The following is a 12,389-nucleotide window of genomic DNA, read 5'->3' on the forward strand; positions in this document are numbered from 1 at the left end:
TCAAGCGACCTCTTTCACGAATACGCCCGACCAGGCGGGCAGAACCAGGGTGCCGTCCTCGTCCTGCGAGACGGCGGGAGAGCGCCAGACGACGCGGCCGGAGAGCGGCCCGGGCTCGTACGACTCGCCGCCGAACACCCCGACGAAGCGCATGCTGCCCCCGGCGAAGGACCAGGTGACGTCGATCACGTCCGGCCGCGGCAGGGCGTACCGCCCGCCCCGCCAGGCGGTCTTCGTCAGCGGCACGACCTCGCGCTGGCGCAGGTGCAGGAGCGCGGTGGTGTCGGCCAGCACCTCGCGGTGCGGCGAGCGCTCCCGCTCGGCCCAGTCGAGCTTCGAGCGCCGGAACGTCGCTTCCGCGGTCGGATCCGGGATCGTCTTCGCCTTCTCCTCGTCGGCGAAGGCGGCAAAGCTCTTGAACTCGCGGCGGCGCCCGTCGCGCACCGCCTTGTTCAGCTCCTCGTCGGGGGCGAAGTCGACGAAGAACAGGAACGGCGTCGAAGCCGACCATTCCTCGCCCATCCACAGCATCGGGATCTGCGGGCTCAAGAGCAGCCCGGCCCGGGCGAGCGCCAGCCTGTCGGGATCGGCGAGGTGGCTCAGCCTCTCGCCGAGCGCCCGGTTGCCGACCTGGTCGTGGTTCTGCAGGAACGTGACGAAGGCCGAGGGCGGCAAATGGGCGGAGCGCTCGCCGCGGGGGTGGTTGTCCAGGGTCTTGAACGGCTCGCCCTGGTAGGCGAAGCCCTCCGCCAGGCTGCGGGCGAGGTGGGCGGCCGGCTTGTCGGAAAAGCTCTCGTAGTAGCCCGAGTCCTCGCCGGTCAGCAGGATGTGCCAGCCGTGATGGGTGTCGTCGGCCCATTGCGCGCTGTGGAAGCGCGGCTTGCCGCTGTCGTCCCGCTCCAGCCAGGAGGCCTGGTTGGCCTCGTTCTCCAGCATCAGGTGGATCGGGCGCTCAGGGAACGCGGCGCGGATCCGCTCGGCCAGCTCGCCGAGGAAGTGCTTCTCGGAGTCGTCCAGGATGGCGTGGACCGCGTCGAAGCGCAGCCCGTCGACGTGAAACTCCTCCAGCCAGTACAGCGCGTTGTTGACGAAGTAGTCCCGAACCACCTCGCCGCTGGTCTTGCCGTCGAAGTTGATGCCGGCACCCCACGGCGTCTGGTGGCGCTCGGTGAAGAACGACTTGGCGTAGGCGTGCAGGTAGTTTCCGGCCGGGCCGAAATGGTTGTAGACGACGTCAAGGAACACCATCAGCCCGAGCGAATGCGCCCGGTCGACGAGGCGGCGCAGGTCGTCGGGCGTTCCGTAGGCCGAATCCGGCGCGTAGGGCAGCACGCCGTCATAGCCCCAGTTGCGGCTGCCCTTGAAGTCGGCGAGCGGCAGGAGCTCGATCGCCGTCACGCCGAGGTCGCGCAAGGCGCCGAGCTTGTCGCCGAGCGCGGCGTAGGTGCCCTCCGGCGTCGCGGTACCGACGTGGCACTCGTAGATCACCGTCTCCTCGAACGGGCGCCCGGCCCATTCCTGGTCGGTCCAGGCGAAGGACGCGGGATCGATCACCTCGGAGAGGCCCGAGACGTCCTCCGGCTGGAAGCGCGAGGCGGGATCCGGCACCACGAGGTCGTCGTCGATCCGGTAGCCGTAGCGGGCGCCGGCGCTCACGCCGGGCACCGTCACGCGGCGCCAGCCCTCGCCCTGGTCCTCCAGCGGATGGTCTGTCCCGTCGAGCACCAGGGCGACGTTCGCCGCGGTCGGCGCCCAGAGGGCGAAGCGCACGCCCTCCGGTCCGATCTCCGCACCGAATGGCATGCTGTGGGCGCGCCGCATCGGGCCACCATCCTTCGAAAGCAAGAGTGTGCGAGCGGCGTCGGGCGCCGCTCAGGAAATTCGGTCGGATTGCGCAGGTTCCGCCGGTCGATCCCGCACTGCGGCACCAGCGTCTCGAGGCGGGAGCTAAGGCGGCCGCCGCCCGCGACAATGGCGGGACGCGCCGGTCCCTGGGGATGGCGGCGCGAAAGCCGTCAGAACGCCCAGGCGAGGGTCGCCGCGAAGGCCGCGGCGACGGCCGCGCCGGTCGCCGTCATCGTCACCCGGCTGATCCCGATGGCGGCCGCGGCGGCGCTTTCTTCGGCGAAGCCGAACGCCTGGCCGGCCGCCTGCTCGGCGCGGGCGAGGGAGAGATGGCGGGCGTGGCGGTGGACGGCTTTCATCGTCGGAACGCTCCTGCGGCGCGCATCTCCCGTCCGGCGTCGGGAGCGGCCATTCCGACAACGGACGGTCACGGCCGAGGTTCCGGGGAGTATCGCGCCCGTCACCCGGCTTTAAGGGAATTTGTTTACGTCTCGGTGACTCTGGTACGGGTTCTGCGGCGGAGCGATTCTCCGCCGCCGGCCCAAGCCCGTTCGCCACACCCCGCAGCCGCGCAAAGGCTCTTTTTGTTCCGCGTTTGTTCCGGTATAGGGAAAGGATGACCTCGAATGCTGCCAGAGCCCTTCCCCCACCGCGAGGCCGTCGCGTGAGCGAGGCCGCACGAGACCTGTTCGGGCCGGGGGGCAAGCCGCCCGGCACCAAGCCGCCTGCCGACCCGCTCAAGGCCGAGGCCGTGAAGCGGATCAAGCCCGTCGCCGTGCCCCCGCCCGCGGAGGAGGCCGGCTACGACGCCTCGGCGATCGAGGTGCTGGAGGGGCTGGAGCCGGTGCGGCGCCGGCCCGGCATGTATATCGGCGGCACCGACGAGAAGGCGCTGCACCACCTCTTCGCCGAGGTGATCGACAACTCCATGGACGAGGCGGTGGCGGGACATGCCAGCTTCATCGAGGTGGAGCTGGAGGAGAGCGGCTGCCTCGTCGTGACCGACAACGGCCGCGGCATCCCGATCGACCCGCACCCGAAATTTCCCGGCAAGTCGGCGCTCGAGGTCATCATGACCACGCTGCATGCCGGCGGCAAGTTCGATTCTAAGGTCTACGAGACCTCCGGCGGCCTGCACGGCGTCGGCATCTCGGTGGTGAACGCGCTCTCGGACGTGCTCGAGGTCGAGGTCGCCCGCAACCAGACGCTCTACCGGCAGACCTTCTCCCGCGGCCACGCGCAGGGGCCGATCGAGACCGTCGGGCGGGTGCAGAACCGGCGCGGCACCAAGGTGCGCTTCCATCCCGACGCCGAGATCTTCGGCGAGCACAGGTTCGATCCGCGCCGCCTGTTCAAGATGGCGCGTTCGAAGGCCTACCTGTTCGGCGGCGTCGAGATCCGCTGGCGCTGCGCGCCTGCCCTGCTGGAGGGCGTCGAGAACGTGCCGGCGGAGGCGGTGCACCGCTTCCCGGCCGGCCTCAAGGACTATCTCGCCCGCGAGATCGACGGCAAGGAACTCGTCGCCGACAACGTCTTTGCCGGCAAGGTCACGAAGCCCGGCAGCCATGGCTCGCTCGAATGGGCGGTGGCGTGGCTCGCCAACGACGACGGCTTCTCGTCCTCGTACTGCAACACCATCCCGACGCCGGAGGGCGGCACCCACGAGAGCGGGATGCGGGTGGCGCTGCTGCGGGCCTTGCGCGACCACGCCGAGCGCGTCGGCCAGGTCAAGCGGATGGCCTCCGTCACCGCCGACGACGTGATGGCGACCTGCGCGGCGATGCTGTCGGTCTTCATCCGCGAGCCCGAGTTCCAGGGCCAGACCAAGGACAAGCTCGCGACGCTGGAGGCTTCCCGCATCGTCGAGGCGGCGATCCGCGACGCCTTCGACCACTGGCTCGCCGCCTCGCCGACCCAGGCCAACAAGCTCCTCGACTGGGTGATCGACCGGGCCGAGGAGCGCCTGCGCCGGCGCCAGGAGAAGGAGGTCGCCCGCAAGACCGCGACCCGCAAGCTGCGCCTGCCGGGCAAGCTCGCCGACTGCTCGAAGGCCGGGGCCGCCGGCTCCGAGATCTTCATCGTCGAGGGCGATTCGGCCGGCGGCTCGGCCAAGCAGGCGCGCGACCGCGCCACCCAGGCGATCCTGCCCCTGCGCGGCAAGATCCTCAACGTCGCCTCGGCGAGCCGCGACAAGCTCGGGGCCAACCAGCTCCTCTCCGACCTGATCCAGGCGCTCGGCTGCGGCATCGGCAAGCAGTACCGGCACGACGACCTTCGCTACGAGAAGGTCATCATCATGACCGACGCCGACGTCGACGGCGCCCACATCGCCTCGCTGCTCATCACCTTCTTCTACCGGCAGATGCCGGAGCTGATCGAGGGCGGCCACCTGTACCTGGCGGTCCCTCCCCTCTACCGGCTGACGCAGGGCGCCAAGAGCGCGTATGCCCGCGACGACCGTCACAAGGAGCAGCTGCTCAAGACCACCTTCAAGTCGGGCAAGGTCGAGATCGGGCGCTTCAAGGGCCTCGGCGAGATGATGCCCGGCCAGCTGAAGGAAACCACGATGGACCCCAAGAAGCGCACGCTCCTGCGGGTCGAGGTGGTGGAGGAGGCGCGCGACGCCACCGGCGACACGGTCGAGCGGCTGATGGGCAACAAGCCCGAGGCCCGCTTCGCCTTCATCTCCGAGCGGGCGGTCTTCGCCGACGAGATCGAGCTCGACATCTGAGGACCGACCGGGGGGCGTCCGAGCTTCCCCGGCATCCAGACATGCGAGAAAGGCCCGGCCGCGCGAGCGGCCGGGCCTTTCTTGTTCGCGGGCGCCCGCCGTGGCAGACGACCGTGTCGTCCCCAACGCGAAGAACCCGGCCTTTCGGCCGGGCTCCGCGTCCGTCGGGGTGACGAAGTGCGACGACTAGAAGCCGTTGAACTTGTAGTTCAGGCCGGCGCGGACGACCGCGAACTCGGTCTCGCGACGGTACAGGTTGGCCGGGCCGACCGACACCACGCCCGGCGAGAACACCGAGTACTGCGTGCCGTTGGCGGTCTGGGCGAACACGCCGTTGTTGCGGTTGCCCTGGTCCAGCTTCACGTACAGGCCCTCGACCTTCAGGGTCACGGCCGACGAACGGAAGAAGTTGAAGAACGAGTCGGTGGGCAGGGCGTACTCGACGCCGCCGCCGACGGTCCAGCCGGTCTGGAAGTCGTCGCGCGAGCTGTTGGTCAGACCGAAGTCGCGACCACCGCCCGAGCCGTAGGCGAAACCGCCGGTGGCGTACACGAGGGTGCGGTCCCAGGCGTAGCCGAGGCGGCCGCGCACGGTGCCGAAGAAGTCCAGGCCCGAGATGCCGTTCGGGTTGAACACCAGGGTGCCCGGGGCGACGCCGCCGCCGGCCACGGTGGCGAAGGCGTAGCGGTTGCGGTCACGGCCGAAGTCGACGTACTGGGCGTCGGCCTCGATGCCGACGACCACGCCCGAGCCCGGGGTGAACTGGTAGTTGTAGCCGATCTGGCCGCCGCCGACGAAGCCGTCGTTGCTGTTGCGGTTGCCGAAGGCGAGCACGCCGGTGGTGGGCACGCCGGCGCCGGTGACGAAGACGCTGCTGGCGGCGTTGGCGCCGGCCGGCACGCCGACGACAGTCGGGGCGCGGGTGTCAGCGGTGTTGAAGCCGTAGCCGGCGTTGAAACCGGCGTAGAAGCCCGTCCAGGTGAAGACCGGCACCGGCGTGAAGACCGGCGGCGGGGCGGCGCGGCGCGGCAGGTCGGCGGCCGAGGCAGCGGCGGACAGGCCGACGAGGGCCACGGAGGCGAGGAGGATCTTCTTCATTGTCTTACTGGTCCTGATTGGCGAGAGCCGGCGCGCTTCTATCCCCGGTCGGTCACCCGGTCTGTCGCATTCCTGCAACGAGGCCAGGGTTTACCCCGCTACCCGTCAACGAAACGTGAATCGGCGGGGACCGGCGGCCTGAAAAATCGAAGAGCTGCGGTCACTTAGGATTAACCATGGTCGCGCAGGCTCAATCCACAGGAATGCCGCTGAGGAACCGAGATGGACGCTTTCGGGCGCGAGACCGCGCCGCCTTCCCTGCTCCGGCGCACCTGGAGGATCGCCCTGTTCGCCGTCGCGGGCTCGCTTGCGGCGACTCACTTCCTCGCGTCGCGCACGACGACGGAGCCGCGCCGGGAGGCGGTCGCGTCCCTGCGCGGCCTCCCCGAGCCGGAGACCACCGGGTCGATCGCCGGGCCCGCCTCGCGCACGCGCCTCGATCCCTGCACCGTGCCGCTCCGCCCCTGACGCGGGGCTCACTATCCTGCCTCAAAGCGGCGCGGGAGACGCGCCGGGCGGCCTCCGTTCACCGAACAAATCCCGGTCAGCACTTGACAAATGGGCCCGCATCGGGCGTGTCCTGCGGGCGGTCGCGTGCCCGACGCGACGGAGCAATGGCGTGAACGTCCCGCCCCGGTGCTGCCGGCGCGACGAGGCTGCGAAACGACCTTGCCTGCCGGCCGTTGCCGCGACGGTGTCTTACGTGCCGGCCCGACCCGCCCGCGCGCAACGGTTCTCTTCAGGATGTCATTCGCCGAACTGGGTTTAAGCGAGAAGGTGCAGCAGGCCGTCGAGGCCGCGGGCTACACCACGCCGACCCCGATCCAAGCCCAAGCCATTCCGCACGTCCTCGCCCGGCGCGACGTCCTGGGCGTCGCCCAGACCGGCACCGGCAAGACGGCGGCGTTCACGCTGCCGATGCTGACCCTGCTGGAACAGGGCCGGGCCCGCGCCCGGATGCCGCGCACGCTGATCCTCGAGCCGACGCGCGAGCTCGCCGCGCAGGTCGTGGAGAACTTCGAGCGCTACGGCTCGAACCACAAGCTCAACGTCGCTCTCCTGATCGGCGGCGTCTCGTTCGCCGACCAGGATCTCAAGATCACCCGCGGCGTCGACGTGCTGATCGCGACGCCCGGGCGGCTGCTCGACCATTTCGAGCGCGGCAAGCTCCTGCTCACCGGCGTCGAGCTCCTCGTCATCGACGAGGCCGACCGGATGCTCGACATGGGGTTCATCCCCGACATCGAGCGGATCGTGAAGATGGTGCCGTTCACGCGCCAGACCCTGTTCTTCTCCGCGACGATGCCGCCGGAGATCCAGCGGCTGGCCGACGACTTCCTGCACAACCCCGTCCGCATCGAGGTGGCGCGCCCGGCCTCCACCGCCTCGACCATCACCCAGCGGCTCGTCGCGACGGGCGCGGAGGGGCACCAGAAGCGCAAGACCCTGCGCAAGCTGATCCGCGCGGCGGAGGAGCTGAACAACGGCATCATCTTCTGCAACCGCAAGCGCGACGTCGCGCAGCTGCAGAAGTCGCTGTCGAACCACGGCTTCAACGTCGCGGCCCTCCACGGCGACATGGACCAGCGCGCCCGCATGGCGGCGCTCGACGCGTTCCGCTCCGGCGAGGTGCCGCTGCTCGTCGCCAGCGACGTGGCCGCCCGCGGCCTCGACATCCCGGCGGTGAGCCACGTCTTCAACTTCGACGTGCCGCACCACGCCGAGGACTACGTCCACCGGATCGGCCGCACCGGCCGGGCGGGTCGCTCCGGCGCCGCCTTCACGCTGATCGGGCGCGGCGACGAGAAGTCCCTCGCGGCGATCGAGACGCTGATCGGCCAGCCGATCGCCTGGGCGGAGGGCGACCTCGCCAGCCTGCCCGAGGACGAGGCCGCCGAGCCGGGCGAGCGCCGCGGCCGGGGCGGCCGCGGCCGCCGCGACGAGGGACGCGGCACCGATCGCCGCGACGAGCCGCGGCGCGACGAGGGCCGCCGGGACGAGACCCGCCGCCGGCGCGCCCGGGGCAACCGCCAGGAAGCCTCGCAAGAGGCCTCCCACGACGCCCCCCGAGAGGTGGTCGAGACGCCCTCCTCCGCCCCGTCTTCCCGGCGCAACGGCGCGGCGCCGCGCCCGGCTGCCGAGCGGCGCGGACCGGACGAGCGCCGCTACGGCGAGGAGCGCTCCGCCGGCCGCCGCAACGACCGCGGCCGCCATCGCGACGACGACGCGATGCCGGAGGCCGAGATCGGCATGGGTGCTCACGTCCCGGCCTTTCTGCTACGGCCGGTTGTGTTGAAGAAGCGGGAAGAGGGCGAGTAGACCCGGAATTTTCTTTCCCCGCGGGTCACAAATCCCTCCGCGCTTTAACTGGTTCTCCACGGACCGCCCTTACAGGTCGGAGGGAGGCGGCGGCAGGAAGCCGGCGCTCAGCGCGGAGATGTTCGATGCCTGACCTGAGCAGCGCCGAGCTTGATCGGAGCTTCTTGTTCGGGCAGCGTGCGATGGAGCTGATGAAGGCGTACCGCTCGTCGGCGACGCCGCGCAGCTACGCCGTCTGGTACACCTACGTCGCCGGCCTGAACGCGCAGCTCATCGAGGCCGTGAAGCGGATCACCGCCGAGCACGGCACGCTGGCCGACGCCCATGTCGATCAGCTGTTCGAGACCTACCTCGACGGCCGCAAGCTCACGGCGGAAACCGAGCGGGCGAGCGCCGGCGTGCTCGCCGAGATCGAGCAGATCATGGAGATGCTGGACACGGCGCTCGGCTCGACGGCGCGCTACGGCGCCTCGCTGCAGGCCTTCACCCAGGATCTCGCCGCGCCGGCGGTGAACCGCGCCCGGGTGCGGGAGATCGTTTCCTCGCTGGTCGTCACCACCCGGGACGTGGCCGCGAACAACCGCACCCTCGAGGCGCGGATGCGCGAGAGCCGCAACGAGATCGAGACCCTGCGCGAGACCCTGGAGGCGGTGCGCGTCGAGTCGCTGACCGATCCCCTCACCGGCATCGGCAACCGCAAGCATTTCGAGGAGATGCTGCACAAGGCGGTCGACCACGCTGCGGTGCAGGGCCAGCCGCTCTGCCTCATCGTGCTCGACATCGACCACTTCAAGCGCTTCAACGACCTCTACGGCCACCTCACCGGCGACCAGGTGCTGCGGCTGGTGGCGATGACCATGCGCGAATCGGTCGAGCCGCGCACCACCATCGCGCGATTCGGCGGCGAGGAATTCGGCATCATCCTGCCGGGCAGCGACCGGGACGAAGCACGCGAGGTGGCCGAGAAGGTCCGCACCAGCGTGATGGGCCGCGAACTCGTCAAGCGCTCGACCGGCGAGAGCCTGGGGCGGATCACCATCTCCGTCGGCCTCGCGGCCTACCGGCGCGGCGACACCGCGGTGTCGCTGCTGGAGCGCGCCGACCACTGCATGTTCACCGCCAAGCGGGCGGGCCGCAACCAGGTGATCGACGACGGCCTGCCGGCCGAGACGATGAACGATGTGGCGTGACTGCCGTCGTCGAACGGTGTCAGGCGCCGTTCGGGAACTTGGTGGCCTGGGCCTAGAGCATTGTCCGACGAAGTGGATACCGGTTCGTCGAAGGAATTGCTGCGAAGCAAGGACTTGTAGAGCGTCGCGATTGCAGGGCGATCGCGAAGTGCTCTAAAATTTGGGAGACCGGCGCCGTCGATCGCGCTGGAGCGCAGGCCGACAACTCTCCCCATCAATCCCGAGGCTCGATGGCGTCGAGAACCCGTGGTCCATGACCGCCGAGGTTGGAGACTGAACCGGATCGCTCTCCGTTCGTCCTGAATCGTCAGCGATCATGGATCCCGGTTCCGCTCAGCGGCCCCGGGATGACGGTGGAGGGGTGGAATCCGGCCGGCGCGATCAGGCGTGGGCGGCGGTCAGCGCGTTCGGGTCGGCCGGCGTGATCGCGACCGATTCGCCGCAGCCGCAGGCCGAGGTCTGGTTGGGATTGTTGAACACGAACTGCGACGACAGCTTCGTGGTCTGGAAATCCATCTGCGTACCGAGCAGGAACAGCACCGCCTTCGGGTCGATGAAGACGCGCACGCCCTTGTCCTCGACCACGTCCTCGCCGGGCTTGCGGTCCTCGGCATATTCCATCGTGTAGCTCATGCCGGCGCAGCCGCCGTTCTTGACCCCGACGCGCAGCCCCGCGATCGGGCGCTCGGCGTCGGCCATGATGCCCTTGATCCGCTCAGCGGCGGCCTCGGTCAGCGACATCACCTTGAAGCTCGGTGCCATGTTCAAAACTCTCTCCGACGGCCGGGTTCAAGGCCCGGGCGGTTGAGGCGTGACGTTACAGCCGCAAGATAAGCATCCCGGCCCCCGCGGTCCACCGCGGGACGTGCGAGGATGCCTCGCGACGGAGGTGACGATGGTGGAAGCGGCGAATCGGATGACGCCGGAGGAGTTTTTTGCCTGGCAGGAGCATCAGGACGAGCCGTTCGAGCTCGTCAACGGCGTTCCGGTGCCGAAGCACCGGATGATGACCGGGGCCAGCGTTCAGCGCGACCGGGTGACGGTGAACGTCATCGGTATCCTGTATGGTCAGCTTCGCGGTTCGCGCTGCCGACCGACGACCGATGACGTCTCGCTGCGGACGAGTATCACGACGATCCGGCGGCCCGATGTCACGGTCGAGTGTGGCGATCTGGTCTACGACACCCACGAGTCCCGCGAGCCGCGACTCGTCGTCGAGGTCGCCTCGCCGTCCACGACTACCATCGACCGGACCGTGAAGCTCGAGGAGTACAAGCGCCATCCGACGCTCCGGTACATCCTGCTCCTCGAGACCGTGGCACCGGTCGCCCTGCTCTACCGCCGCGCGGCGGATGGCTGGCACCCGGAGCTGTTCGAGGGGCTCGATGCCGTCATCGACCTGCCGGAGATCGGCGCGAGCCTGGCGCTGGCCGAAGTCTATGGCGGCCTCGCCTTCCCGTCCCGCATCACCGACGCGATGTGCTGAGCCGCCTCACCACATGTCGAGCGCGATGCGGGCCTCGTCGGACATCCGGCTCTGGTCCCACGGCGGATCGAACACCATCGTGACGCTGCACCCGGCGACGCCCGGCACCGCCGAGACCGCGTTCTCGACCCAGCCCGGCATCTCGCCGGCAACCGGGCAGCCCGGCGCCGTCAGGGTCATGTCGATCGCGACGTTGCGGTCGTCGGCGATGTCGACCCGGTAGATCAGGCCGAGTTCATAGATGTCGGCTGGGATCTCCGGATCGTAGACGGACTTGAGTGCCGCCACGATGCCGTCGGTCAGCCGGTCCATCTCCTCCGGCGGGATCGCGGAGGCGTTCACCTGAGCATTCAGCGGCGCGCTATTCGCGCCGCTCGGGGCGGGGGTATCGGTCATTGGGGTCCTCACGCGAACATCCGTTCGGCCCGGGTCAGGGCCGAAACGAGAGCGTCGATCTCCGCCGTCGTATTATACAGGCCGAACGAGGCGCGACAGGTCGACGTGGTGCCGAAGCGCTTCAGGAGCGGCATGGCGCAGTGGGTGCCGGCCCGCACCGCGACGCCCTGGCGGTCGATCACCGTCGCGACGTCGTGAGCGTGCGCGCCCTTCATCTCGAAGGAGATCACCGCACCCTTGTCCCGCGCGGTGCCGATGATCCGCAGGCTGTTCATGCCGCGCAGGGCCTCCTGGGCGTAGGCCAGGAGATGCGCCTCGTGCGCGGCGATGCGCTCGCGGCCGAGGCTCATCATGAATTCGAGCGCCGCGCCGAGCCCGATCGCCTCGATGATCGCCGGGGTGCCGGCCTCGAAGCGGTGCGGGGGCGCGTTGTAGGTGATGCGCTCCTCCTCGACGATCTCGATCATCTCGCCGCCGCCCTGGTAGGGGGGCAGGCGCTCCAGCCATTCCTTCTTGCCGTAGAGCACGCCGATGCCGGTCGGGCCGTAGACCTTGTGGCCGGTGAAGACGAAGAAGTCGCAATCAAGGGCCTGGACGTCGATCGCCTGGTGCACGGCACTCTGCGCCCCGTCGAGCAGCACCGGCACGCCGCGCTCGTGGGCGATGCGCACGATCTCCGCCGCCGGCGTCACCGTGCCGAGCACGTTCGACATGTGGCTGATCGCCACCATCTTGGTCTTGGGCGAGAACAGCTTCTCGTACTCCTCGACCAGGAAGTTGCCCTCGTCGTCGACGGGCGCGAATTTCAGCACGGCGCCGCGGCGCTCGCGCAGGAAGTGCCAGGGCACGATGTTGGAATGGTGCTCCATGATCGACAGGATGATCTCGTCACCCTCGCCGATCAGCCCGGCCCAGCCCATGCAGGTCGCAACGAGGTTGTAGGCCTCGGTGGCGTTGCGGGTGAAGATGATCTCGTCGGTGGAGCGCGCGTTGAGGAACTGCCGCGTGGTCTCGCGGGCGCCCTCGAAGCCCTCGGTGGCAGCGTTCGCCATGAAGTGCAGGCCGCGATGCACGTTGGCGTAGGCCGTCTCCATCGCGCCCGACATCGCGTCGATCACGGCCCGCGGCTTCTGCGCCGAGGCGGCGTTGTCGAGGTAGACCAGCGGCTTGCCATAGACCTGCTGCGACAGGATCGGGAATTGCGCCCGGATCGCCTCGACGTCGTAGGGGGTCTGGAGGACGGGTGCGTTCATCTCGGGCTCACTCAGCAGGCGATCTTGCATGGGCGTGAGAGGAGCCGGCCCGTGGGCCGGCCCGGTCATCG

Annotated in this window: 11 protein-coding genes; 5 read left to right on the forward strand and 6 right to left on the reverse strand. The window is 69.4% G+C overall.

The annotated features are described in order from the left end of the window. The gene (gene treZ / locus ACS5PV_RS19270; protein WP_455396956.1) at positions 1–1,821 is read right to left on the reverse strand and encodes a malto-oligosyltrehalose trehalohydrolase; all 1,821 of its coding nucleotides are present in this window, start codon (positions 1,819–1,821) and stop codon (positions 1–3) included. Positions 1,822–2,015: 194 nt separating this feature from the next. Then, positions 2,016–2,204, reverse strand: coding sequence for a hypothetical protein (locus ACS5PV_RS19275; protein ID WP_455396957.1), 189 nt, complete (start codon positions 2,202–2,204; stop codon positions 2,016–2,018). Positions 2,205–2,509: 305 nt separating this feature from the next. Here ACS5PV_RS19275 and parE point away from each other — a divergent pair, with 305 nt between their 5' ends. Further along, a complete protein-coding gene (gene parE, locus ACS5PV_RS19280; RefSeq protein WP_455396958.1) occupies positions 2,510–4,576 on the forward strand; it encodes a DNA topoisomerase IV subunit B in 2,067 nt (688 codons plus the stop codon). A 186-nt stretch (positions 4,577–4,762) separates the two neighbouring features. Here the strand turns inward: parE and ACS5PV_RS19285 are convergent, their stop codons facing one another. Next, a complete protein-coding gene (locus ACS5PV_RS19285) occupies positions 4,763–5,674 on the reverse strand; it encodes an outer membrane protein (protein WP_455396959.1) in 912 nt (303 codons plus the stop codon). Positions 5,675–5,896: 222 nt separating this feature from the next. Here ACS5PV_RS19285 and ACS5PV_RS19290 point away from each other — a divergent pair, with 222 nt between their 5' ends. From ACS5PV_RS19290 to ACS5PV_RS19300, 3 genes are all read left to right on the forward strand, one after another. Further along, positions 5,897–6,142, forward strand: coding sequence for a hypothetical protein (locus tag ACS5PV_RS19290; protein WP_455396960.1), 246 nt, complete (start codon positions 5,897–5,899; stop codon positions 6,140–6,142). Between the two features lie 276 nt (positions 6,143–6,418). Continuing rightward, positions 6,419–7,993: a DEAD/DEAH box helicase gene (locus ACS5PV_RS19295; RefSeq protein WP_455396961.1), complete on the forward strand. Its 1,575-nt coding sequence runs from the start codon at positions 6,419–6,421 to the stop codon at positions 7,991–7,993. A 125-nt stretch (positions 7,994–8,118) separates the two neighbouring features. Next, positions 8,119–9,183, forward strand: a complete 1,065-nt coding sequence (locus ACS5PV_RS19300; RefSeq protein WP_455396962.1) for a GGDEF domain-containing protein — start codon at positions 8,119–8,121, stop codon at positions 9,181–9,183. 381 nt (positions 9,184–9,564) lie between these two features. On the opposite strand, the gene sufA is transcribed toward ACS5PV_RS19300, so the two are convergent. After that, entirely contained in the window at positions 9,565–9,945 is a 381-nt protein-coding gene (sufA, locus tag ACS5PV_RS19305; RefSeq protein ID WP_455396963.1) for a Fe-S cluster assembly scaffold SufA, read from the reverse strand. Positions 9,946–10,078: 133 nt separating this feature from the next. Here sufA and ACS5PV_RS19310 point away from each other — a divergent pair, with 133 nt between their 5' ends. Further along, a complete protein-coding gene (locus tag ACS5PV_RS19310) occupies positions 10,079–10,669 on the forward strand; it encodes a Uma2 family endonuclease (RefSeq protein WP_455396964.1) in 591 nt (196 codons plus the stop codon). 6 nt (positions 10,670–10,675) lie between these two features. Here ACS5PV_RS19310 and ACS5PV_RS19315 read toward each other — a convergent pair whose 3' ends face one another. Next, a complete protein-coding gene (locus tag ACS5PV_RS19315; RefSeq protein ID WP_232388549.1) occupies positions 10,676–10,981 on the reverse strand; it encodes an SUF system Fe-S cluster assembly protein in 306 nt (101 codons plus the stop codon). 92 nt (positions 10,982–11,073) lie between these two features. Continuing rightward, the gene (locus ACS5PV_RS19320) at positions 11,074–12,318 is read right to left on the reverse strand and encodes a cysteine desulfurase (RefSeq protein WP_455396965.1); all 1,245 of its coding nucleotides are present in this window, start codon (positions 12,316–12,318) and stop codon (positions 11,074–11,076) included. Between the last annotated feature and the right edge of the window lie 71 nt (positions 12,319–12,389).

The organism is Methylobacterium sp. Gmos1 (genome assembly GCF_053764715.1).